Consider the following 23,922-nt stretch of genomic DNA (forward strand, 5'->3'; position numbering starts at 1 on the left):
ATGAACTCGAATGAAGTTCTTCTTTTCAAGGACGCTATTCCCGACTTCAATCAGCCGTCGACTGGAAAGCTGACGGTGACAAAAAATTCATCAGTACAACCTGTATCACTGCTCCGCCTGGGCGTTTTTACTCCCAGTTGCCGAACAGAGGCAACGGTCACGCTAAACGTGACGGAAGCGCTATCCAGTCTGGAAATTGCAAAACAGGAAGGGTACACGGACATAAAGATCACCGGCCCGATGCTGAATTATTTCCAGGACTTCCGGTGCTGGACAGCAATCGTCCATTCCTTCAGCGTATCGCCTGATGCGCTGAAAGGTAACCGGATTAAAATGCCCTTTAGTGAATTTGCCAAACTCTGCGGCTACCCATCAAAACGCTACAGCACGAAACTGCGCAATGAGATAGCCGATTCGTTGACGAAGATTCGCTCAAAAAGCATTCGGTTTGAGAAGAACCCGGGGATCACCAAGTTCAAAGTAGCCGGGTTGCTGAAAGAGGCGGAATTTGATGGTGAAAGTGATTACATCATCCTGGAAGCCGACGAACGACTCTGGGATTTGTACCGTTCAGATCATCTTACTCTGTTGCGGAAGAAACCCCTGGAGCTACTTACCAGGAATGAAACGGCTCAGGCGCTCTATACATTTTTTGAAGCGCTACCTCAACATCCAGCCCCGATCACCTTTGACAGACTTCGACAGCGTTTACTGCTCAATGGGCGCATTGCCGAACAGAACCGGAAAATGCGAACTGCTCTCGATGTGCTTGCCAGCATCGGTTACCTGAAATTTTACTACCTGGTGGACACCAGCGTACCCACCATTCAGATCACGGATCGGAATCCCAAACTAACAGGTTCCTGATGTTTGAAACGTCTTTTTGCCCGGTTCCGGGAATGTGCTGTCTCATTCCCACCGGTCAAAAACACTAAGTTGACGTTTCCCTCTCAAACCCACCCGTGATTTTGTAGTCGCTAAAGGATAAATAGTCCCATTTACATCTGAAAAGCTGATGGGGCGCGTCAGGCCTCTATTGAATACAACTTGTATTACCATGAAAAATAAAGAAAATAACACTCCTCTTTATAATTACTGCTGTTCGCCTAATCCCAAAAAGATACTTTTTTAATCTGCACAGTTTTTATCGCCGGTGGGAACGAGAGGGAAGGGGAAAATATACCCGGTGGGATTGAGAGGGAAGGCCTGTAGAAAACAACCCGACAATCTTTTGTCGGCTGGAATGACCAGGGTAAATTAAGTTCTGGAGGATAGTTATGACTTCGACATTTGGTAAGCAGCTGAAGCTTTATGCAGACCGGCAAACGGGCGCAAAACGTACTGCTCTTGATTTTCAATATGTGGTTTCGCCTGGTAAGGATGCGTTTCCCACGGTGAACATCACTATGGCTCCGATTGCTGATGGCGCAAAAGAAGCCCAATGGGAGCTTAAGCGCGTCATCCAGCTGAATCGCTATGAATTAACTCAATGTTGCGCGGTATTGTTCGGGCTGGAAAAGGAGATGAGGGCAAACTTTCACGGAACCGATAAAAACAAAGGTTTTACGCTCATCAACAATGGTGCATCCGGCTGCGGGATAAACTTTTCTCATGGTGGGGATATGCTGACGCATATGTTGAACCATGCCCAAAGAATGGAAGTAGGGGCATTTATTCTGAAACGGCAGGCGGATGCGTGGGATATGAGTGTCAGTGACGTTCTTGCACTTTTGCGTCAGTCCGTGGCCATCAAACGGGCATAAGATCACGAAGCAGGTTCAAGAACAGGCTTACCGTACAACAATTTTCAAATCCAAACTGACCCTACTTAACTTCAACTGGAAGGCGCTATGACAGAACATCAGCAGAATAGAAATGTTTGTGAAGTCGGGTTAGCCTGTGAAGCCATGACGATTGATCCCAAAACCATTCAGTCAGCAGTAATGCGTAAAGAAGCCACGCAAGTTGTTATTCCTCACTTTAAGGGGGTTTGTCCTGCTTTTGTCGAATGGGCTGAACAATGCTTACCTGGCGATAAACTTCCTCGTGGGAAATTTTTTAGGTCACGAGAATGGATGCGTCAGTTCACCACTTGCCAGATAAACTACAAGACAGATCATCCAGATGAAGGAAAGTATGGATGGCTTTTTGAAGGAACCAAATATTGAAAAGTTAAGGAGATATGATTAATGCTAATTTATGCCGCAGATCTGATTTTACCCTTAAAAATTCTGCTGGTGGTATTTGTCGTGACTATCATAGGCGCTACCATCGGGTTGAAATTTGTACGCTCCGAAAACAAGATCGTTTGCATGTGGCTCGTGCCAATAGGCTGTCTTGGGGGAATTTTTGCATTGATGATGTTTCCATCAATTACCACAAATGATTTGTTGCTCGGCAAGAGATGGTCGGAAGATTGTCGCGTGGTCGAAAAATACGAACGCCACGCTTTTGAAGCACCGACGAACCGGCTGATTTGTTCGGGGGTTGATGAGCATGTTAATTCAGAAAGTTATGCGGTATTAACGAAAGCTTACCGGGAGCGGGGGGGAGAACTTATTTCGGGATCCCATAGTGTTGAAAACTAGCCTTCAAATCTAATGCTACGGAGTTTTCATGAATAATAATCACAATGTTTTTCCTTGCAATGAATTGGGTATGGGTGATTCCAAATCGGAATTGGAAAGACTCCTTGAATTATGTGAATCCACTCCGCAAACAGGCGAGCCTAACCCCCAGATAGCTAATATGCAAGCATTTTGGAATCGATAACTGGTGGCTCATCTCATATCACTGGCTTCAATTTTTGCTCTCATATTCTTAATGGCCGTAAATTTTCCACACTCAACGATGCAGAGATAAAACAGCTAACATCTCTTCGCAATGAGGGGCGAAAAGACGGTTTTGTGGTCAGAATTCAACCTGTTGATGTAACCCCTGAACTTCAGCTTGAAAGGTATCTTGCGTCAAGTTGGGAAAGCGAAATCGAGATTTATAAACGCGTACCGTCGATTGTCGTGATCTGTAAAATCTCAGGTCTGTCTGCATTGGCAGGCTCGGGGAACAAAATGTTTTTAAATATGGATTACTTAAGTTGCGGAACTGAAACTGATGATCAGGATTGCCAGGATTAAGTCACTGATTGGCGGTTGCAACGAGCTTTGGGTTTGTTAGACTGGCCTGACATACCTTCCCCCATCGCGGGGTGCGTTGTCGGAGTATCAAAATATTGTTTTCCCCTATGCGGGGTTTAATTAGTGAGTAGCGACTGCCCGGGTTAGCGCCTGACCCGTGTCAGACTTCTGAAGGATATTTTGATATTAACCGTCCAGCTGGACGGTTTTTTTTCGTCTGTTTTTAATTTGGATAGTGGTATGGGTAGAAAAAAACAATCAAACCGCAGTGTATCAGCGCCAGCTGTTGATGCTGAAAAAGAAATTATCGACCCGAGATGGAACATCTTTTTCTTTGCGGCAATTGACCGACCGTGGGTGCTTAACCCGCATCTTTTTTACGCTGAACAAGCGCAGGAACGTTTGCTGTCGCAGTTCAGTGATGTGGAGATCAGGAGTGAAGCGACAAAGAAAGGCGAGTCATTTATAGAGTCAGCTGGAGACTGGTTCAATCCTGATTACCACGACGAAAGTGACGTATACGAGAATATTGAACAGATTGAAGCTTGCCACTGGGTTGCGTTGCGGGAAATGAAGGTCACGGTCACGCTTTCCCTGACCGCTGGGATGTACCACCAGTTTGACAAGGCATTACGAGATCTGCTTATCCGGGAGGCCAGAAGCTGGCGGTGGCTCGACATGGTTGTGATATCAGATTTGATCTGGAACCTCAGTTTTCCGAGGCTTATGGATTTGATGGAATGGCTGGGTATTGAAGTACGAAACATGCCATGTTTCCCGTTAATCAGTGCATGTCATCAGGTTGTCAACGTTTATAAACATGGAGATGGTGATGCCCACCAGAAACTGGTTAATGCTCACCCGGAGTACTACTCAGTATGGCAATGCGAAGGTTATCCGCAAGAGAGACCAGCTCGCCACGAAGAACTTGAAGTTTCCGAGGAACAGTTTAGAGAATTTGCCGAGGCGATAACGGTGTTCTGGAAGAGTCTGCCGGAAGGACTATCTTATTCGGGGATGGGAAAAGAGCCTAAGTGGTTTGGCAAGGCTTATGAAAAAGTGAAGTGCGACAAAGAAAAACGCGAGCGTAAAGCGGAAGAATAGTGGGGCACTCTAGCCCCACCGAAACAAAAGGAGAGTCAGACAGCCGGTGACGGTTGCCAGCCTGATTGAGTCTGGATCCATTTGCCTACGGAAATCATGTCGTAACCACCGTTCCCGTAGGACGACTTCACTTCTTCTATTTCGACTGGAACCGCCAGCTCGATGGGGCGGAACCAGCCATCATCACCGACTGTATACCGGCCTTCATGTTCCTTGCTCATTTCGCAGACCCGGCTGGGTGGAAGCCAGAAACCTTCATTTGCTCTTTCGGATGCGATACGAATAGCTTCATCCACGGAAGCGACTTCCCGGATGTGTTCGTTATGCGCGTTTGACATTTTGATCAGAAATGACTTCATAGAACCATTTTCCTCAGCTTAGGCCGGTAACGTTAATCGTCGGGGCGGTCGGTAATATTCCGGCGATAGTGTCCTCATATTGTACTCTGGCATGATGCATAACAGAAATTTGAGAGCGCGGGATTGAGAGGCGAAGTAGTTTGATGATAATCGCTGCGGGTGTACTATCAGCCTGATTCCTGGACTGAAGCCGAACGTCCAGCCGTGGTAAAACTGGTGAACGATGTTAACCTGGCATCGAGATATCGAGACCGTAACCATCTGACTGAATAAGGAGCTTTTATGCCGAATGGGAGAGTGATTTTTAACAAAAGAGGCCGATGGGACTGGCTTGATAGCGGTTGTGATATAGATGAGGATGAATTAAAGCAGGAAGAGTGGTTTGTTGGCGATATGTATTATCCGCCAGACTTTGAATACGATACGTCAATGCATGATCACCAGATTACAGAGTGGTTGTCTAAACCTGAAGAGCTGGTGCGGTATGAGCGAGGGCGTTAACTCAATTTGCTTATCTGAACTGGCTACATGATCTTTCAGCGTGGCCATTTCGGTTCTTCACATTTCCCTGACTCCCTCCTGACAGAACCGACTATTTCATCCATGAACCGCAAGAGCGGTAACTAAATGCCATATCGTGTGGCAGAGTGGTTTGCTCCAGTACCCGTCAAAATAGTCCAACATACAAAAACAGGGTAGCCTGCCCCGGGCTTCACCCGGGCCAGGCTACCCGGAGTCGAACCGTTAACCCGGAGTCGTGGGTGAGTAACGTCGAGTGCCCGCCTGAATTCCGTGCGGCCACCAGCATTGGCTTCACCTTTTTCCGACCGACACTTTCGTGCTGGTTTGCGGCCGCATCTTCGCCGGGCCGGAACACCCTGCATTTTGTGCCGGTGGCCATCACCGGTATTAGGATAAAGGGAAGAATATCGGTGATGGATTCCGGGATAATCGCCGGGAAAACCCGGGCAGAATTCACGTACATCACCCTCTATTAGTCCAACATACAAATAAACTTCCCCTTTCTGCCCCTGCGCTTCGCTTGGGGCAGAAAGGGGAGCCGTACCTGAAACCTCCGTGTCGTTTTCAGGATCGGGCCCGTGCCCGGGGTAACCATTCTGCCCGGGCCCACCATTTTAAAAAGAAACCGCCGTGCCCGGTCTGGCCATTTCCCCCGCCTGCGGCAACCGGGCCGTGCCGGTCTTTCCGTCCGGTTCCTGCAAACCCCACATAGGGACTCCGGTCGCTGGATGAGCCATGCGAGAAAATATGAGAAAAAGAGAGAAAAAAAGAGAAAAAAAAGAGGGGCCGGGGGCGCGAGGGTTTCAGTGGGTATAAAGGTCAAGGGCGCTTTGCAGGGTGGACGCGGGGGTGTTGACCCTGATCGCATTTGTATGTTGGACTAATTTTGCATATATGAAGACAAGAAAAGACGCGCTGCCGACAGAGCAGGTATACTCTCGCCATCAAATGTGCGGCCAGCGGCGGGGGAGGCACTGTTGCAAAGTTAGCGATGAGGCAGCCTTTTGTCTTATTCAAAGGCCTTACATTTCAAAAACTCTGCTTACCAGGCGCATTTCGCCCAGGGGATCACCATAATAAAATGCTGAGGCCTGGCCTTTGCGTAGTGCACGCATCACCTCAATACCTTTGATGGTGGCGTAAGCCGTCTTCATGGATTTAAATCCCAGCGTGGCGCCGATTATCCGTTTCAGTTTGCCATGATCGCATTCAATCACGTTGTTCCGGTACTTAATCTGTCGGTGTTCAACGTCAGACGGGCACCGGCCTTCGCGTTTGAGCAGAGCAAGCGCGCGACCATAGGCGGGCGCTTTATCCGTGTTGATGAATCGCGGGATCTGCCACTTCTTCACGTTGTTGAGGATTTTACCCAGAAACCGGTATGCAGCTTTGCTGTTACGACGGGAGGAGAGATAAAAATCGACAGTGCGGCCCCGGCTGTCGACGGCCCGGTACAGATACGCCCAGCGGCCATTGACCTTCACGTAGGTTTCATCCATGTGCCACGGGCAAAGATCGGAAGGGTTACGCCAGTACCAGCGCAGCCGTTTTTCCATTTCAGGCGCATAACGCTGAACCCAGCGGTAAATCGTGGAGTGATCGACATTCACTCCGCGTTCAGCCAGCATCTCCTGCAGCTCACGGTAACTGATGCCGTATTTGCAGTACCAGCGTACGGCCCACAGAATGATGTCACGCTGAAAATGCCGGCCTTTGAATGGGTTCATGTGCAGCTCCATCAGCAAAAGGGGATGATAAGTTTATCACCACCGACTATTTGCAACAGTGCCTTAGCAATGGCTTTTGATAGAACGATATCAGCCAAAACCTTGCCGCACCCTATAGGTGGTAACTGGTCAGGGTCGCCAGTAAAGATAATACGAACCGATGGGTGAATATGGTTGACCAGGCGATACATGGTTGGCAAGTCAATCATACTGGCTTCATCTATTACCAGTAAATGCTTTGGCTGGTCTGAACTTGGCTCAATAGGTTCTCTACGTAATAACTTAGCGATAGTTGAGGTGATAAAGCCAATTGACTCATGCAAGCGCATAGCAGCTCGGCCACTCAGTGCTACTGCATGTATTTCAAATCCCATTTGATGGTAGGCTCGAAGTGCGGTTCTAAGGACTGTGGTTTTACCTGTGCCAGCTCCGCCCGTAATACAGCTCACGGCGTTATCCAAACACGTTGTCACTGCTTCAATCTGTTTCTTGGTTAGCTCGTATGGTAATTCATCAACCGAAGAGCAATATGCAGAATTTGCAACTTCGTCATAAAGGTTGTTTTGATTAGCTAGTGCTTTAAGTCGTTTGGCAACGACATTTTCCATCAACAACTGGGCGGTTGGATGATAAGAGCCAGTGTCAGGGTTTAGGATGTATTGCGCTTTGTTGTGACCTGCTTTAAACGCTTCCGTCACCAGTTCCTTATCTTTGAGCAATTTGGTTAGGTATGGGCGTAAACACGCTTGAGTTGTATAGGTGTGGCCTTTCTCAATCTCTTTTCGAATCGCGGTTTCAAGTGCGGCACTTAGTCTGCGGTGATCACAAACTGTGATCTTAAACTGGTCAAAATTAACCAGTTTATCGACATCCGTAAACGACATTCCAAACCCAATAAGGACATACGGATTTTGTTTAATAGCCTCAATGGACTCTTCTCCATGATGCTTCAATAAGCGCTGCTGAATACTTGCTGGTATCTTGTGTTCGGTCATCCAGTTGCAGTAGGCCAGATTCTTATATTTGGCGTAACCCTCAAATAACGCATTGATAGAATCTTCACTCAGGACACTTCTAAGGCGCTCTCTTGATTCATGAGTGTCTTTTCTAACCGTTGGGTGAAAATCCTTTCCTAAGGAAGGTGCGAACAAGTTCCTGATATGAGATCATCATATTCATCCGGAGCGCATCCCAGAGGGACATCATGAGCCATCAACTCACCTTCGCCGATAGTGAATTCAGCACTAAGCGCCGTCAGACCCGAAAAGAGATTTTCCTCTCCCGCATGGAGCAGATTCTGCCATGGCAGAATATGACCGCTGTCATCGAGCCGTTTTATCCCAAGGCGGGCAATGGCCGACGGCCCTATCCGCTGGAGACCATGCTGCGTATTCACTGCATGCAGCATTGGTACAACCTGAGCGACGGTGCCATGGAAGATGCCCTGTACGAAATCGCCTCCATGCGCCTGTTTGCCCGATTATCCCTGGATAGCGCCCTGCCGGATCGCACCACCATCATGAATTTCCGCCACCTGCTCGAGCAGCATCAACTGGCCCGTCAATTGTTCAAGACCATCAATCGCTGGCTGGCCGAAGCAGGCGTCATGATGACCCAAGGCACTTTGGTGGATGCCACCATCATTGAGGCACCCAGCTCTACCAAGAACAAAGAGCAGCAACGCGATCCGGAGATGCATCAGACCAAGAAAGGCAATCAGTGGCACTTTGGCATGAAGGCCCACATTGGTGTCGATGCCAAGAGTGGCCTGACCCACAGCCTAGTCACCACCGCGGCCAACGAGCATGACCTCAATCAGCTGGGTAATCTGCTTCATGGAGAGGAGCAATTTGTCTCAGCCGATGCCGGCTACCAAGGAGCGCCACAGCGCGAGGAGCTGGCCGAGGTGGATGTGGACTGGCTGATCGCCGAGCGTCCCGGCAGGGTAAAAACCTTGAAGCAGCATCCGCGCAAGAACAAAACGGCCATCAACATCGAATACATGAAAGCCAGCATCCGTGCCAAGGTGGAGCACCCGTTTCGCATCATCAAGCGGCAGTTCGGCTTCGTGAAAGCCAGATACAGGGGGCTGCTGAAAAACGATAACCAACTGGCGATGTTATTCACCCTGGCCAACCTGTTTCGGGTGGACCAAATGATACGTCAGTGGGAGAGATCTCAGTAAAAACCGGAAATAACGCCAGAAATGGTGGAAAAAATAGCCTAAATAGGCTGATTCGATGTGTTTGCGGGAAAAAAATCGGCCCAGATCCGCGAAATTTTAATCAGCGAGTCAGCTTGGGAAGAAATGACCTGCTTATTCGCACCTTCCCTAACAGTTCCCAAAGTGCTCTAGCTTTACTTTCACCGATACCTTTGAAATCACTTTCTCTGGCAATAAAGCGAATAAGCTGTTCACCCGTTTCTGGCAGGCTGCATTCGATGTGCTCTGGTGATTCATAGGTATGCTGCTGCATCACGAAATCACCTGTTTCTACTTCCTCTACCAAACGAGTTCCCTTCACTGACCAGTGCTGGCCGAGGGCTGGTTGAACGGGGATGGCATCTGGATCAGCTTTGATGGTGACGTAATACTTGCCGCTATTGGTTTTGTGTGAGTTTTTTTTCAGTGGCACGCCACTGAATATCACCATTTTGGTAGAGCTGTACGGAATGCTCGTGACACGCATTTGGTCTTGATGGAGTGTAAATTTCATCGTGGCATAAACCCCATTTCTGACAAGGTTTCATTCAGTTCGCCAAACCGCTCCAGTTTACCTTCCAGCTCTTTAACTTTGGCTTTTAGCTCAATGTTTTCAGCTTCTAAGGTCGATACTCGTTTTGAGTCGAGCAGCTTGCGATTAGCCGTGTTGTCGTATTGCTTTGGTTTGTCGGTATTGTTCCTTGCAGATTCGGTCAGTGGCGGGAGTATACCTTTATCACGCAGTTTGTCTTCTAATGCCTTGAGCGCTTTTCTAAGCGTAGGATTTTGGTTAAGGGCAGACTTACCGCAACCAACCCCTTTTGCTACTTCGATGCGGTTGAGCTTGCCTTTAAAGGCGATTTGCTTAAAGTCATCATCAGTTTGAGTGGCTTGCCATACTTCAAATGCTTCGAGGTTTTGCTGCGCTCTTTGCTGACCGTTCGCCATTAATCATCTACCTCACCTAACAACTTGCGTAGACCTGTCGCAAAGCCTCTAGGGAATATTTCTGTGTTGTATTCCATGTCTTTTACTTGGCCTGCTTGTGTGGTTTGCCAGTTATGTTTTTCCATACATTCGTCAGAGATAGCGTAGGCTAAGGCGTTCTTCTCAGATTCGGTCAAGATGCCAGATAGTGAAGGCAAGACTTCAACACTCGGCTCTGCGCTTGCATCAAACTGACGTACAGGACGCTTATCAATGGTAATATTCGCGTGCTGTTTTAGCAGATTAACCTCTTTGCGATAACGGTTGCGCTCGGCAATAATCTGACCAAACAAAGCCCGTACCGCAGGGTCTGGAATACGCTCAAGTAGCTTGTTATCCTGTGGAACAGACTTAGAGCGTGAGGTTGGCGATAACGGCTTTTTGGTGGTTGTTTTGCACTTTGCTGCCCATGCTTCAATCAAGGTGCGGTAGTGCTTGTTTTTGGTTGCTCGTAACGCTTCGTAACCTGGGCCACCCTCTGCTGCTGATACTCGCCCCATTTGTGCAATGGAGAAATCACGCTGCCCCGATCCTGCATAGGCTTTCAGGATGTCGTTAAGCTTATCTAGGTTTTTTTGGGTTCTTGGCACTTTGTCGTCTTTTAAGTCAGCCAAGATGATATCAATATTAATGTCCATTAACCCTCCAATAGCGCAGGTTGGGTGAGATTTTCTAAGCGTAAGGCTTTATCCGACAGTGCATTCATGCCAGCGTTAAATAGCTTGTGATTAGACAGGTATTCACCCGCTTCGATGTAATTAGCCACTTTACGGTAGCCTTCCATTTTATCGTCAGGGTCGGCTATCTTTGCCATTTGGCGTAGCATGGCATTACCAGCGATTAGCTGCTGTTTTTCATCCATTTCCATAAAGATAGGCTCAAAGCCTTTCTTCATCAGAGCACGACTAAGTTGGCGGGAGCGCTTTTCAATAGCAGGCGTCTTACGCAATTCATCCTGCAAGTCAGGGAAGAATTCGGCATCGTCACATAGAAGGGATAAGTGCAGTAACTCAGACTCTGTTTCAACGAATTTCAAGGCATGGCTAATATCTTGTTCATTCCCTACTGCAATCAATTTATCTTTGGTGTCGTCATCGTTTCGGGCTTCCTCGACGTGAATGATTTTGCTGATTAGCTCGAAGCACGCTATCCAGTCTTTGGTGTATTCATCGGCTTCTACTTGTTGCTTTTCATAGCGGCGCTGTAGAACCTGCATGTCATTATGTTTGGTAAAAGGCGCACCTTGCTCTTCACAGAAGAACTGCTCGTCTTTGAGTGCTTCGTAAGCGTGCAGTGAGAACCGTATTGACGAAGTGAAGCTGGTCAGGCAGGCAGAGTAACCCGCCACGGGAGCAGAGCACCCACCCGGTTCACAGGCCAGTCGGCGATGACATCAAGTACATAATGCAGATAGCGTTCCGGATCCACGCCGTTTAATTTGCACGTCCCGATAAGACTGTACAGTGACGCACCGCGCTCACCACCATGATCCGAGCCGAAGAACAGCCAGTTTTTTCTCCCCAGACTGACCCGTCGTAGGGCGTTTTCGGCAATGTTATTATCCACCTCCACCCAGCCATCTTCTGCATAGCGGATCAGCGCCGGCCACTGGTTCAGCGCATACCCGAACGCCTTCGCCAGTTCTGAGTGCCTTGAGAGGGTTTTCTGTTTCTCCCGCAGCCACCCCTCCAGTGACGCCAGCAGCGGCAGCACTTTTTGGTGCCGGACTGCCTGCCGTTCCTCTGCTCTTTTACCTCTGATCTCCGACTCGATGGCATACAGCTCGCCGATCCGTTTCAGCGCCTCCTCCGTCAGGACTGACGGGGTACGGACGTGAACATCGTGGATTTTTCGGCGGGCATGGGCCCAGCACGCGGCTTCCTTTATATGGCCGTCGCGGTAGAGCTCGTTGAACCCGGCGTAGGCATCAGCCTGCAGTACGCCACTGAAGCCTGCAAGATGGGTCTGAGGGTGGATACCTTTTCTGTCCGGGCTGTAAGCGAACCACACTGCGGGGGCCAGCGCTGATCCGGCGTTGCGGTCGTCTCGAACGTACGTCCATAAGCGCCCGGTCTTCGTCTTCTTATTGCCCGGCAACAGCACCGGGACAGGCGTATCGTCAGCATGGAGTTTGCCGTCGGTCAGGACATAGTGCTGAAGGGCTTCATCCAGCGGTGCCAGCAGACGACAACACGCATCCACCCAGCCCGACAGTACAGAACGACTCAACACTACACCCTGGCGGGCATAGATCTCCGACTGGCGATACAGCGGTGTGTGCTCTGCATACTTTGAGGTCAGCACTCGGGCCAGCAGCCCCGGTCCGGCGATCCCCCGTTCGATGGGGCGCGAAGGAGCCGGGGCCTGAACGATGCGATCGCACCGACGGCAGGCATGCTTTTCACGGACTGTCCGGATAACCCGGAAGGCGCTGCGCATCAGCTCCAGCTGTTCGGCGGCATCCTCACCCAGGTAACTCAGCGAACCACCGCACTCCGGGCAACACGGCTCAGTCGGCAGCAGCCGCTTCTCATCCCGTGGGAGTGACTCAGGGAACGGTTTGCGGGTGCGGGTCTGACGCAGCGGGCGCTGCACTGCCGGGTCATCCACCCGGCCGGTCAGCGTATCGCTTTCCTGCTGCAGCAGGTTCAGGTCAGCTTCCATTTGCGCGATACGGCGGGATACCTTTTCGGAACGACTGCCGAAGTTCATCCGGCGCAGCTTATCCAGTTGCGCCTGCAGATGGTCTATTTCGCGTTCCCGGTTGCTCAGCTTTTCCTGCAGGGCGTGGATCAACGCTTCCTGTTCGGCCAGGCGCTGTTTCAGCAGAAGGATGTCGTCAGAAGAGGTATCGTTCATAAGCCTGTATTTTACCAGGCTTATTCTGCGACAACCAGGATAAAGAGCGCTACAACATGGTCAGGGATGTCAGTAACCGCTTTGGCTGTCGCCAGTCGATACCTTCCATCAGCATCGCCAGTTGCGCCGGCGTCAGGAACACTTTGCCATCGCGGGCTGAGGGCCAGGCGAAGCGACCACGTTCCAGTCGCTTTGTCAGCAGGCACAGACCATCGCCGGTGGACCAGAGCAGTTTTACCTGACTGCCGCTGCGTCCCCGGAAGATGAAGACGTGGCCGGACATCGGGTCATCTTTCAGCGCGGTCTGCACCTTTGCGGCGAGGCCATTGAAGCCGTTGCGCATATCGGTGATACCGGCAACCAGCCAGATTTTTGTGCCTGCGGGAAGATTTATCATACCGGCCCCCGCATCAGTTCGCGCAGGACAGTGCTCATGAGTTCAGCAGAGGGATGAGTCAGTGTTATTTCTCCTCCCCGACATTTTATGTGGCAGGTAGCGGGAGGAGAGCAGGATGGTAGTTCGAAGGTTGGGAGAGAAGAGCCCGCCTGAAGCTGCACGGGTATCAGGGCAGGAAGCGACGATGAGTTTTTTCGGGGCCGACAGACCCGCCCTTCACGCTGCCAGAGCCTTATCCATTTAAAGAGCAGGTTATCATTGACGTCATGTTTCCGGGCCAGTGCGGCAATACTGCCTTCTTCTTCAAGAGCCAGCCTGACCAGTTCCATTTTGAATTCAGGGGAATAGTGTTTCCGGGGAAGTCTTTCTTTAGCGCGCATGAGGTGTCCACCTGCAAAATAAGTGGGTGCTTAAGTTACAGGATCCTGGATTCGGGACCAGACGGTACTCAGACGACGCTTACAGTGCTTCTAGCTCACCCTCGATTTCAACCGATAGGTTAGCCGCTTGGTGCGCCTTGTAACTAAGTTGATTAAACTGAGCGTTAAGCGCTGGCAGGTATCGCGCCTCAGTAATAAACCAACGGCAACGAATGCAGTTTTCAGGGCCATGCGGTACGCTGCCATAGATGCGATTAACGGCAGCACTTGCATCTCTAATCAACTCACCACCGTTCCAGCACCCGCCCAGCGTACTGACTTCATCGGATTTTACGGTGTTGCCTCCGACCAAACATAAGCCAGCTGAACGCTCCTCCCAGCCGATGGGATTACGGTTAACTAATGCCGCCTGAATGCTATCTTCTTTGTGATAGACCATTTTGCATTGAATTTGCGCTAGTGAGGCATCTTTGAGGAAGTTGCGCACTGATTGCTTGGCTTTACCCTCAAGCTCCCCCTCGGCTTCACTCATTTTTTCCGCCATCACGGACGGGGTAATTTTGTTGTAGTAGATGGTCATTAGGATACGTGAGTGCCCTGCCAGTAGTTTGGATATGACCGGTAGTGGCAATTGGGTATCCATCGTGTAGGCAGTTATCAGCGATACACGCAAGCTGTGCAGGGGGAAATTTGTGGCAACCTTAGCGTTTTCTGGAGTGTCTTCTGGGTAATCCACAACCAGTTTAAGTCGCTCTCCATTATCAAGCGTATTACCTTGCTCAGCGAGCTGGTTTTCCAATTCCAGTAACAATTGATACCAGAAAGGTGCTATATTCGCAGCCCCACAAATTGGTTTGTATTTATCTTCTCCTTTCGCTGACGCATCCCGAAACAGAAAGGCGATTTCACCCATGCTTTCTAACTGGGTTTGTGACTTATGTTTGCCAATATGTTTAGTTAACAGCGTGGTGCAGTCTGTCGGTTTCACTATAGGGTTGTATTTTTCCTGCCAGTTACGCAGTTTTTCCAGCCAATATAATACTTCCTCATTCTGCCAAGGGATGATGTAGCCCCGCTCAAGTTCGTCTTTATTTTGGTCAGCGGTTTTGTTGGTGTTGATATATAAACCTGTGGAATACTGGCCTGTCATGGTGTCATGGATACGGCGAATGATGCCTTTACCAAAAGGGCGTTTTTCGCTACCGAGCGCAAAGTCATGCTTGTCATTGAGCTTCCAACGACCGCTTTCATAACGCCACGTATCCGCTTCACCACTGTCTAACATACGCACTTGATAGGTGCGCAGTGGCAGATGCAGCTTCATAAATATAACCATCGCTTTGACAGGTGACCAGATTTGGTGGAGGGTGATTCTTTTATTATCTCTAGTCACCTCTTTGGTACGCCACACACAATCGGGGTCAGATTTGTCAATCAAGTCAGGCTCAACTTCAAACCAATCGCCACCTGATTTCCTTTGCCCTGCCTGCTCTTGTGCCCATGTCCAATGCTTGAAATGTCGGTAGTGATAGCTAGGCAGTAACGACTCGCCTTGTGGTAGGTTTTGCTCAATCACCGTCAGTTCCGCTTTATCTGGCAATGGACACAGAATTTGGCGCAGGTCTTGGATGTAACGATACGGAAGTGGGTTACGCACGGTTTCAGTGTGTGATTGTTGCCTCTTAATTTTGCTCAGCGGATTGCGAACCAGTGGCATTAAGTTGCCGCTATCATCTTCTTCAGATAGATGATGCTCAATGACGTAATTAATGAAGTCACCGAGGTGGTTGATAGATTTTGATACTTTGACGGGGTCGTTAATAGTTTTTCTCACAGTAGCTTCTAGCTCTTCAGTGGAGCAGATATGGCCATTGTAGCCCTTGAAAAACAGACCAATATCAGTTGCATAGGGAGCGCACTCCAACAGGTAGGACTCAAAAAAACGGCTCAACGCGGAAAGCTTGTGGTCAACCCCCACATGCTGTGTCGCCATCCACTCAGCGGCTAATTCCTGCCATTGCTCCCACTCAGGGCCAAGGGTGGTGAGCATCCATTTAAACGTTAAGTCCGATGTACGCCCGTCATGTTTCTTGACTTTTTTTGCCATTATTTACCTCGTAATTTCGGATGCTTGCCTGTGAAATAGCCTTGCGGGTCAATATCGTCAAAACCGTGCTCGACCAACTCTTTCCAATCTAGCGATTTTACTTTGGACTCAGGATTTGCCAGTTGTAGCGTGGCCTTGTTGAGTTCATCGGAAATTTCCTGCTGCCCTTTACCTGTGTAGGGAACTTGAGACTCCAGTGATTTATGGTGCATACATCGTCGTATCACCAACGGGTTAAGTCCTGAACGCTCTAAGCGTCTGCCATAACTATGACGATGACCGTGCGGGTCGAACCCTTCCGATTTGTTTGGCTCTAAGCCAATGCGCCTTAATCCCGCCGCATAGCTTTGGTGAAACGCATTCAAAGTGTATGGGTTTCCAAGGGCGCTGTGATGGAATGAAATGAACGCATAGGTGTGATGGCAGTCAATACTGGCTCGATATTTTTGGTATCTCTTCCACAGTGACATAAAAACCTTGCCATAATCCGTTGGAAACCACTGAACTTGTATGTAGTTATCTCGATGGTCTACAACTCTTGTTTTCCAGCCAACGTATGCCGTGCCTTTCATTCGTTTGCGTGGTATACGAGCGTATTTTTCTTGTAAATAGGCTTCTCTGGTTTTTGTCCCTGAGCGACTACGCCAACCTTCGGGTGCTTTACCATCGACTTCGTTGTAAATTCGAACTATCGCTTTTTCAGGGTCATACGGATCTTCAAGTACATCAGTCACCCACAGCATAATAGCTTCGCTTTCACGCAAACCGCCACCGTGCATCAAGAGCAGCATAAGCTTATCTCTCAACGCAACTCGTGGATCTTTTGCTCCGCCAATACCATCTTTATAGAATGATTCCCAATGCTTATCTGGGAATGCTAAAGCATCGTCTTCGGCTTTCGTCAATGGAGTACGTCCTTTCATTGTGCGAGCTTTACGGATGGTTTTGTTAACGGTTTTATCTTCAATATGTCCAAGGAAGTCATTTTGGTTTTTTCGATACCAAGCAGCGTAATTAAGGCGTTGCTCATGAGGTGTGGCATCTCGCAAAGGGTTCATTGGCTCTGCGCCATGCTTGTTAGCCAGCCAATCAGTAAATGCCGTTAATCGATGAATATGTTTATTGACGTTATCAGTTGAGCTTGGCACCCAGTACAAGCCAGAGGGATCTAAACCATCTTCACCGATGGTGCCTGTGTAAAGACGCTTAGCAAAGGTTTGGAATAGCATTTTAGGATCTTCAAATAATCCTTTGTTGGCTTCCATGTAATCCAAGAGCAAAGAAGTGGCTTGTATAAAACCATTCATTAAAGCATTACTAGCACCATCAGCTTCCATCTTTAGCAAGTAATCGGTAACTGAACCAACTTCACCTTGTTCGGTGATCAAGATGGGGAGCTGACTTTTAATGCCAGTATTATCTTCTACGATAGTTGCTTTGACTTTAACCGATGACAAGGTTCATTCCTTTATACACGTTAAACATACAATACACTATAATTCTAAAGAGTTTATTGTCAAATAAAAAGGCAGATTTCTCTGCCTTAATACACAATATACATAGTTCAAGGTACTATATATAACTTAAGGGCGTTTTATTTTTGTGTGCTTATTTACCATCCGTTTCATCATCTACTTTCTGAGTCATGATTGGAGGCGGCGCTTCATTATCAATTTTCCTACGGCCTTCATCGCTGAAGAAGATTTTCCAGATAAAGTGCCCGACAAAAAGGATTCCGCATCCTATAATCAGCGCCCAGTCGAAAGTGTCAAATGGTCTGTTAAAATAATCAAACATATAGTTCTCCAGGGTAGAGTTCGTGACTAAGCCCGTTAAACGTTGTGTGGATAATTGCTCCACCAGACCGGGCAATGCAATTCATTGTTTTTTTCAGACCATCCGGCATCTATGAGTAATCTCTTCACAAAAAATGGCTGGTTTCTGAAGATATCTGTAGAAATTGATGTAGCTTTAATGACACTTCCTTTTTCACCAGGTTTTGTTGGTTTCTCGTAACGCGTTATACCGATATGCTGTAGACGTGACCTAATCGCGCCATCTGTCCTATTCATTTTCTTGGCAATCACTTCTATTGAACGATGCTCAGATAGAAGTGTAATTAAAAACTTATAGTTTCCACATACCCATTTGGCTGGTTTTTGTGGTTCTCTTTGGTTCCGTTCAGGCACTGATCTTTCCTTAATTTGTTGTGGTTTTTCACTATCACAATCAATGTCAGTTCTGGCCGGGTAATTTGAAATGGTTTTATCTGGTACGGTTTCATAGATAATTTCATTAAGCACTATATGCTTGCTCCACCAATCTGGGGCGGTAAGGTCGAATCCATCAATGTGCCAGCCGAATTCGATTAGTGGCAGGACATCAAGAAAACGTTTTTTTGATAATTTCGCAGAACTTATTTTTTTATTTAACCATATAACCGTACTAGATGAATCGTCTTCAGCGCCCACGGTAATCATTCCAAGCTCTATAAGTTGCTGAAGAGTGGATTGATGGCTTCTTAAGGTAAGCTCGGCAAGTGCCGTTTTACTGATACCATGTTGTATCGCCTTAAGTAAGACCCGAGTATCGTCAGGAGTCCACGGTTTACCGGTAATGAGGTGTGAAGATGTTTTCTTATGTAGCTGATCAGTATCCTCATCTTCGGGTACTAACAGGCTTGTGTTTCTTGTTCGCCACCATTCTGGAGAGTACAGAACATTTTCACCATTTATGCAGTGTGCTACCCATCCATTATCTAGCAGGGTTTTAAGAGTTATACCTGAAGCTGGTTCAGCCGGTGGCACTCTGATTGAAGAGTTAGGCTTGAGGGTAATTTCGTTAGGCTCGGAGAGATTTTCTCTTATGAGAAGGTATAAATCCAACTCGATACATCTTAACTGGATTATCCTTTCATTGTATCCAAGAATGGACGTAAGCGCTGCAAATGAGTAACCATCCTTAAGCCCTTTTATAAGCTTCAGATCTTCAGCTGGTGACCATGACGGTAATTTCTTCTTCATTCACTTGCCTTAGAGTGAACTAAATATTTCTGATATTACTTGTAAATCAATAATTCTTGAATCGAGAATGGGGGCGTTTTGAGGTGTATAAATCGCACTTAGACTCGACCATTTAGTATCCGTGGTTGAAGAGCTCCTCAACTCCAGCATTTACGACATCCTGGTTTCCAGGGATGTAACGTGGCCAGCCTTCTACCTCTTTGATGTTCTTAACGATAACTCCTTCGAAGCCAAATTGATCTGCCGATATATCAACAATATGGAATTCATCGTTGTTGGAGATCTCACACCAGTAATGACCGAACCCGCCATACATAGTGAATAACCCGCCGTCAGATTTCCCATCGCCACCTCTAATCACAGCTGATAACCCTTTGCTATGTGCCAGACGAGCTAATAGCAGACTGGCAAATAGGCATGTGCCCGTTGTGTCATCGGTATCACAGTCAGCGAGGATACCGTTCAGTAATGCCCGTGCTTCAGTCGCAACATCATTAATGAGGTTTTTCATCAGGGTTACTTATCGCAAATCGGTTTCAGGGGATTCTGCCAGACAGGCCGTAGCGTGACAATTTTTTATGACCCCAATAGGGGGCGAAATTAACGGGTCTTAGAATTTCGTCACCGATGAATGTTGCGTTAATCTTTTTTTATATAAAGAGGAGCTAACCATGAATAAAATGAAGTACAGTGCAGTATTGAATGAATGGAATTTTAAGTATGATTCTGCTGAAAGATTCGGTGACTCACACTTTCTTTATATCCATAATTTCATGAACGATCAGAGCCAGTTACTTGGTATTATCATAGCTGATTTTTTGAAGGTTCCTCAGATAGAACTTCTTCCTATTCAGACCGCCATAGATAACCTTGTAAGGTTATTAAAGGTTCAGACATCCAGGTCGTTAACGTCTGATGAGGGTGTTGATCTTGCTCAATTCCTCACTCAGTACCTCAGACAGACACAATCTTATGCTGCGGTTTCAAGTATGTGTCCGGTTGGTCAAAAGTTGAATTTTTTCCTGAACATCTACCCAAGAAAAGGTAATAAAGAGTTTTCTTTTCGATTATTCGCAATCACCACACTCAATGAAATTACAAGCGTGTCTGAATTTGTTGAAATGGCACATAGTACTCAACAAAGTGATCTGATTAATAATCCTGGTTATTTTGTTTGATTACTAAATAATTCCATATTGAAATCATTAACCATCACTTAACAGTGATGGTTTTTTGTTTTATTTCAATTATCTTTTTGTTCGATATGACTATCTGCTTTTTATAATCTGATTTCACTTACTATCATGCTGATACTACTAGGTAAAATGGTCGTGATGACTTTAATTCATGCTATTCCATTGAGATTTGTGTTTACAATCAATAAAAATATTGTTAATAAAATGTAATCCTTAACATAAATCAACATGGATATGGAACCTACACTACAATGGCAAAGAAAAACATACATCAGGAAGAGATTGTATTCGCGAAGAAACAGCTTGTTCTCCTTGCAACATTAAAAGGGAAGGTAAGTGAATTGATTCTAAAGTGGGAAGGGAACATTGGAGCTGAGACTCCTGACTTGAATCGCCACGGGTTTAACAGACACCTCAGAGTCATTTAAGATGGCTTAAAGAGAGGTGCCCATGAGCAGTAAGCGTTATCCCGAAGAGTTTAAAATTGAAGCAGTCAAACAGGTTGTTGATCGCGGTTATTCTGTTGCCAGCGTTGCAACACGTCTCGATATCACCACCCACAGCCTTTACGCCTGGATAAAGAAGTACGGTCCGGATTCTTCCACTAATAAAGAACAGTCAGATGTTCAGGCCGAGATCCGCCGTCTCCAGAAAGAGCTGAAACGGGTTACCGACGAACGGGACATATTAAAAAAAGCCGCTGTAGATTCAATTGGTCAACGCAACAGTTATGTGAAAACATGGGGTTGCGGAGGTTTTTTGAATGAGACGAACATTTACAGCAGAGGAAAAAGCCTCTGTTTTTGAACTATGGAAGAACGGAACAGGCTTCAGTGAAATAGCGAATATCCTGGGTTCAAAACCCGGAACGATCTTCACTATGTTAAGGGATACTGGCGGCATAAAACCCCATGAGCGTAAGCGGGCTGTAGCTCACCTGACACTGTCTGAGCGCGAGGAGATACGAGCTGGTTTGTCAGCCAAAATGAGCATTCGTGCGATAGCTACTGCGCTGAATCGCAGTCCTTCGACGATCTCACGTGAAGTTCAGCGTAATCGGGGCAGACGCTATTACAAAGCTGTTGATGCTAATAACCGAGCCAACAGAATGGCGAAAAGGCCAAAACCGTGCTTACTGGATCAAAATTTACCATTGCGAAAGCTTGTTCTGGAAAAGCTGGAGATGAAATGGTCTCCAGAGCAAATATCAGGATGGTTAAGGCGAACAAAACCACGTCAAAAAACGCTGCGAATATCACCTGAGACAATTTATAAAACGCTGTACTTTCGTAGCCGTGAAGCGCTACACCACCTGAATATACAGCATCTGCGACGGTCGCATAGCCTTCGCCATGGCAGGCGTCATACCCGCAAAGGCGAAAGAGGTACGATTAACATAGTGAACGGAACACCAATTCACGAACGTTCCCGAAATATCGATAACAGACGCTCTCTGGGGCATTGGGAGGGCGATTTAGTCTCAGGTACAAAAAACTCTCATATAGCCACACTTGTAGACCGAAAATCACGTTATACGATCATCCTTAGACTCAGGGGCAAAGATTCTGTCTCAGTAAATCAGGCTCTTACCGACAAATTCCTGAGTTTACCGTCAGAACTCAGAAAATCACTGACATGGGACAGAGGAATGGAACTGGCCAGACATCTAGAATTTACTGTCAGCACCGGCGTTAAAGTTTACTTCTGCGATCCTCAGAGTCCTTGGCAGCGGGGAACAAATGAGAACACAAATGGGCTAATTCGGCAGTACTTTCCTAAAAAGACATGTCTTGCCCAATATACTCAACATGAACTAGATCTGGTTGCTGCTCAGCTAAACAACAGACCGAGAAAGACACTGAAGTTCAAAACACCGAAAGAGATAATTGAAAGGGGTGTTGCATTGACAGATTGAATCTACAGCGGCGTACTTCGCAAAGCTGTCCGACTGAGGTACGCCTTTATCCGTGACAACACCTGTTGCTGGCCTGTTCGCCTGCTCTGTCGGGTGCTGGATGTTCATCCCAGTGGTTTTTACGCCTGGCTTCAGCAGCCGCATTCACAACGCCATCAGGCAGACCTGAGACTGACAGGACAGATTAAACAGTTCTGGCTGGAATCGGGATGCGTCTATGGTTATCGTAAAATCCATCTGGATCTGCGGGACAGCGGGCAACAGTGCGGAGTGAACAGAGTCTGGCGACTGATGAAACGTGTCGGGATAAAGGCTCAGGTCGGATACCGGAGCCCGCGGGCACGTAAAGGCGAGGCCAGTATCGTGTCGCCCAACAGGCTCCAGCGACAGTTCAATCCGGATGCTCCGAATGAGCGTTGGGTAACGGATATAACCTACATCAGAACCCACGAAGGCTGGCTGTATCTTGCCGTGGTTGTTGATCTGTTCTCACGCAAAATTATCGGCTGGTCCATGCAATCCCGGATGGCAAAGGACATTGTCCTGAACGCACTGCTGATGGCTGTATGGCGGCGTAATCCCCAAAAACAGGTGCTGGTTCATTCGGATCAGGGCAGTCAGTACACAAGCCATGAGTGGCAGTCGTTCCTGAAATCACACGGCCTGGAGGGCAGCATGAGCCGTCGCGGTAACTGCCATGATAATGCGGTTGCAGAAAGCTTTTTCCAATTGTTGAAACGCGAACGGATAAAGAAAAAGATCTACGGAACGCGGGAAGAAGCCCGCAGCGATATTTTTGATTACATCGAAATGTTTTATAACAGTAAGCGTCGGCATGGTTCTAGCGATCAGATTTCACCGACAGAATATGAAAACCAGTATTATCAACGGCTCGGAAGTGTCTAGATTATCCGTGGCGATTCAACTATCATCTTTTAATGAACCAACTTGAGTCAGTAGAAAAGCAAATATTTTCTAAGATTGGTGCTTGGAAAAAGACATCTTTGCTTTGAGTGTCAGTGAAGAAAAACTTTATGAACAAACTTAATCCTCCTGCTTTATGTAATTCTTTTTTTACCAGGGATTTCTAGGAGAATCTTAGTCCATAACCCATCTGTCATAAAATCAATTATCGAGTCTGATATCATGGCTTTATTTGCAATTCTTTGAGCAGTGTAAATTGCCTGACTTTTATCTTCGATAAAGATGCCATGAGGCACTAGACTAACATTATCTTCGGTTTTCCTTGCCCACATGCGGAGGCGGTAATCTATTATGTATTCGTCATACTCTATCCACAGATGAGGTCGAATTATCTGGCCAGTTCCAGCCAACGTTACTTCTCCAACGATGCGCTGGTGCGGTATACAGAATCTATCTAGCAGGCAACTTACAACCATAGTATGACCATCACATTCGAGTGGAAGTACATCATATTTATGTAACAGCTCGCAGACATAAGCAACTTCAGGGGTTATGAACATTTACGGCCTCATATTAGACGGGGAGGGTGCTTAATTGGTCATTAAGCCTAAGTGATGATGGAGCCCAGTAGCCGGAACCGCACATCCACCGTTCACCAGGAAATGAAAAACCCTCTCTGATAAGAAACTCCCTAAGTTCGGTGCTGATGACATTCTCAACCTTTAAGATGTAGTTATTTGTCTCAGCTGCTTCTTTTAATTTCGAGAGTAACTGTCTGAAAAATCCTTTGCCTGGGGTCTTCACTGAAATGGTTGCGACTACCAGTACCGACGAACCGAGGTATGACATTTTTCCCGTCCGGGCACGGATGTATAACTCATCTACTAACTGAAGACCTTGAACCTTCATTGATTTTGAATGAAAGATGCTTTTTTTTGCTTCAACCATTAAGTGAGTGAATGATTGAAGGATCTTATTGATGTCTCTGTCATGACAACTCATATAATCACCAAATTAAATCAGCATAATAAATTGCACAGTGTATAGCGTAACTTTTCAATAAAGTTGATGCTTTGAAATAAAAG

The 23,922-nt window shown here is 47.2% G+C and carries 25 protein-coding genes and 5 pseudogenes; 13 read left to right on the forward strand and 17 right to left on the reverse strand.

What is annotated here, in order from left to right; translation table 11 throughout:
* The 6 genes from Electrica_RS28675 to Electrica_RS25195 all read left to right on the forward strand — a co-directional run bounded on the left by Electrica_RS28675 (position 1) and on the right by Electrica_RS25195 (position 4,238).
* Positions 1-867, forward strand: coding sequence for a RepB family plasmid replication initiator protein (locus tag Electrica_RS28675; protein ID WP_008786567.1), 867 nt, complete (start codon positions 1-3; stop codon positions 865-867).
* Between the two features lie 410 nt (positions 868-1,277).
* The gene (locus tag Electrica_RS25175) at positions 1,278-1,763 is read left to right on the forward strand and encodes a hypothetical protein (protein WP_007372340.1); all 486 of its coding nucleotides are present in this window, start codon (positions 1,278-1,280) and stop codon (positions 1,761-1,763) included.
* Between the two features lie 87 nt (positions 1,764-1,850).
* Positions 1,851-2,168 (forward strand): hypothetical protein, encoded by a 318-nt coding sequence (locus Electrica_RS25180; protein ID WP_009651680.1) that lies wholly within the window; start codon positions 1,851-1,853, stop codon positions 2,166-2,168.
* Positions 2,169-2,189: 21 nt separating this feature from the next.
* A complete protein-coding gene (locus Electrica_RS25185) occupies positions 2,190-2,588 on the forward strand; it encodes a hypothetical protein (RefSeq protein WP_016241545.1) in 399 nt (132 codons plus the stop codon).
* Positions 2,589-2,759: 171 nt separating this feature from the next.
* On the forward strand, positions 2,760-3,134 hold the full coding sequence (locus Electrica_RS29035; RefSeq protein ID WP_223226822.1) for a hypothetical protein: 375 nt from the start codon (positions 2,760-2,762) through the stop codon (positions 3,132-3,134).
* 180 nt (positions 3,135-3,314) lie between these two features.
* Positions 3,315-4,238, forward strand: a complete 924-nt coding sequence (locus Electrica_RS25195) for a hypothetical protein (protein WP_007372342.1) — start codon at positions 3,315-3,317, stop codon at positions 4,236-4,238.
* A 35-nt stretch (positions 4,239-4,273) separates the two neighbouring features.
* Here the strand turns inward: Electrica_RS25195 and Electrica_RS25200 are convergent, their stop codons facing one another.
* A complete protein-coding gene (locus Electrica_RS25200; protein WP_007372343.1) occupies positions 4,274-4,597 on the reverse strand; it encodes a hypothetical protein in 324 nt (107 codons plus the stop codon).
* Positions 4,598-4,879: 282 nt separating this feature from the next.
* Between Electrica_RS25200 and Electrica_RS25205 the strand changes: the two genes are divergently transcribed.
* Both Electrica_RS25205 and Electrica_RS25210 read left to right on the forward strand, forming a co-directional pair.
* Positions 4,880-5,098, forward strand: coding sequence for a hypothetical protein (locus tag Electrica_RS25205; protein WP_007372345.1), 219 nt, complete (start codon positions 4,880-4,882; stop codon positions 5,096-5,098).
* Between the two features lie 260 nt (positions 5,099-5,358).
* Positions 5,359-5,595 carry a hypothetical protein gene (locus Electrica_RS25210; protein WP_071602877.1) on the forward strand — a complete coding sequence of 79 codons (237 nt, stop codon included), beginning with the start codon at positions 5,359-5,361 and terminating at the stop codon, positions 5,593-5,595.
* A 546-nt stretch (positions 5,596-6,141) separates the two neighbouring features.
* Here the strand turns inward: Electrica_RS25210 and Electrica_RS25220 are convergent.
* Positions 6,142-6,846 carry an IS6-like element IS26 family transposase gene (locus tag Electrica_RS25220; protein WP_001067855.1) on the reverse strand — a complete coding sequence of 235 codons (705 nt, stop codon included), beginning with the start codon at positions 6,844-6,846 and terminating at the stop codon, positions 6,142-6,144.
* A gap of 11 nt (positions 6,847-6,857) precedes the next feature.
* Positions 6,858-7,982: pseudogene (locus Electrica_RS25225) on the reverse strand (AAA family ATPase); the annotation flags it as partial.
* Between the two features lie 68 nt (positions 7,983-8,050).
* Between Electrica_RS25225 and Electrica_RS25230 the strand changes: the two are divergent.
* Positions 8,051-9,031, forward strand: a complete 981-nt coding sequence (locus Electrica_RS25230) for an IS5-like element ISKpn26 family transposase (protein ID WP_009310076.1) — start codon at positions 8,051-8,053, stop codon at positions 9,029-9,031.
* Between the two features lie 142 nt (positions 9,032-9,173).
* Here the strand turns inward: Electrica_RS25230 and Electrica_RS25235 are convergent.
* The 12 genes and pseudogenes from Electrica_RS25235 to Electrica_RS25290 form a co-directional block, all read right to left on the reverse strand.
* Positions 9,174-9,563 (reverse strand): annotated as a pseudogene (locus tag Electrica_RS25235) (AAA family ATPase); the annotation flags it as partial.
* Entirely contained in the window at positions 9,560-9,997 is a 438-nt protein-coding gene (locus tag Electrica_RS25240) for a VPA1267 family protein (protein WP_016807539.1), read from the reverse strand. The gene Electrica_RS25240 and the pseudogene Electrica_RS25235, both read right to left, overlap by 4 nt.
* Positions 9,997-10,674 (reverse strand): gamma-mobile-trio protein GmtX, encoded by a 678-nt coding sequence (gene gmtX / locus Electrica_RS25245; protein ID WP_016807538.1) that lies wholly within the window; start codon positions 10,672-10,674, stop codon positions 9,997-9,999. The genes Electrica_RS25240 and gmtX overlap by 1 nt, the downstream gene beginning before the upstream one ends.
* Positions 10,674-11,318: pseudogene (locus Electrica_RS25250) on the reverse strand (gamma-mobile-trio integrase GmtZ); the annotation flags it as partial. The pseudogene Electrica_RS25250 and the gene gmtX, both read right to left, overlap by 1 nt.
* A gap of 41 nt (positions 11,319-11,359) precedes the next feature.
* On the reverse strand, positions 11,360-12,895 hold the full coding sequence (tnpC, locus tag Electrica_RS25255) for an IS66 family transposase (protein WP_001000409.1): 1,536 nt from the start codon (positions 12,893-12,895) through the stop codon (positions 11,360-11,362).
* Between the two features lie 49 nt (positions 12,896-12,944).
* A complete protein-coding gene (gene tnpB, locus Electrica_RS25260; RefSeq protein ID WP_000609174.1) occupies positions 12,945-13,292 on the reverse strand; it encodes an IS66 family insertion sequence element accessory protein TnpB in 348 nt (115 codons plus the stop codon).
* Positions 13,289-13,672, reverse strand: a complete 384-nt coding sequence (gene tnpA / locus Electrica_RS25265) for an IS66-like element accessory protein TnpA (RefSeq protein WP_001201739.1) — start codon at positions 13,670-13,672, stop codon at positions 13,289-13,291. Before tnpA ends, tnpB begins: the two co-directional genes overlap by 4 nt.
* 79 nt (positions 13,673-13,751) lie before the next feature.
* Positions 13,752-15,779 (reverse strand): gamma-mobile-trio integrase GmtZ, encoded by a 2,028-nt coding sequence (gmtZ, locus tag Electrica_RS25270; protein ID WP_048242292.1) that lies wholly within the window; start codon positions 15,777-15,779, stop codon positions 13,752-13,754.
* On the reverse strand, positions 15,779-17,236 hold the full coding sequence (gene gmtY, locus Electrica_RS25275) for a gamma-mobile-trio recombinase GmtY (protein ID WP_016807536.1): 1,458 nt from the start codon (positions 17,234-17,236) through the stop codon (positions 15,779-15,781). The genes gmtZ and gmtY overlap by 1 nt, the downstream gene beginning before the upstream one ends.
* Before the next feature lie 151 nt (positions 17,237-17,387).
* Positions 17,388-17,576, reverse strand: coding sequence for a hypothetical protein (locus tag Electrica_RS25280; RefSeq protein WP_007372207.1), 189 nt, complete (start codon positions 17,574-17,576; stop codon positions 17,388-17,390).
* 35 nt (positions 17,577-17,611) lie between these two features.
* Entirely contained in the window at positions 17,612-18,802 is a 1,191-nt protein-coding gene (locus Electrica_RS25285) for a hypothetical protein (protein ID WP_009652915.1), read from the reverse strand.
* A gap of 112 nt (positions 18,803-18,914) precedes the next feature.
* Complete coding sequence (locus Electrica_RS25290; RefSeq protein WP_016241897.1) at positions 18,915-19,313, reverse strand: hypothetical protein; 399 nt, start codon at positions 19,311-19,313, stop codon at positions 18,915-18,917.
* A gap of 160 nt (positions 19,314-19,473) precedes the next feature.
* Here Electrica_RS25290 and Electrica_RS25295 point away from each other — a divergent pair, with 160 nt between their 5' ends.
* The 4 genes and pseudogenes from Electrica_RS25295 to Electrica_RS25310 all read left to right on the forward strand — a co-directional run.
* Entirely contained in the window at positions 19,474-19,980 is a 507-nt protein-coding gene (locus Electrica_RS25295) for a hypothetical protein (RefSeq protein ID WP_007372203.1), read from the forward strand.
* A gap of 468 nt (positions 19,981-20,448) precedes the next feature.
* Positions 20,449-20,697, forward strand: a pseudogene (locus Electrica_RS25300) (transposase); the annotation flags it as partial.
* A gap of 64 nt (positions 20,698-20,761) precedes the next feature.
* On the forward strand, positions 20,762-21,913 hold the full coding sequence (locus Electrica_RS25305) for an IS30-like element IS30 family transposase (protein WP_001254932.1): 1,152 nt from the start codon (positions 20,762-20,764) through the stop codon (positions 21,911-21,913).
* Between the two features lie 12 nt (positions 21,914-21,925).
* Positions 21,926-22,819, forward strand: a pseudogene (locus tag Electrica_RS25310) (IS3 family transposase); the annotation flags it as partial.
* 152 nt (positions 22,820-22,971) lie between these two features.
* On the opposite strand, the gene Electrica_RS25315 reads toward Electrica_RS25310, so the two are convergent.
* Positions 22,972-23,397: a hypothetical protein gene (locus Electrica_RS25315; protein ID WP_016241518.1), complete on the reverse strand. Its 426-nt coding sequence runs from the start codon at positions 23,395-23,397 to the stop codon at positions 22,972-22,974.
* A 13-nt stretch (positions 23,398-23,410) separates the two neighbouring features.
* A complete protein-coding gene (locus Electrica_RS29040) occupies positions 23,411-23,839 on the reverse strand; it encodes a hypothetical protein (protein WP_032155219.1) in 429 nt (142 codons plus the stop codon).
* Between the last annotated feature and the right edge of the window lie 83 nt (positions 23,840-23,922).

Source organism: Klebsiella electrica, from assembly GCF_006711645.1.
Lineage (GTDB): Bacteria > Pseudomonadota > Gammaproteobacteria > Enterobacterales > Enterobacteriaceae > Klebsiella > Klebsiella electrica.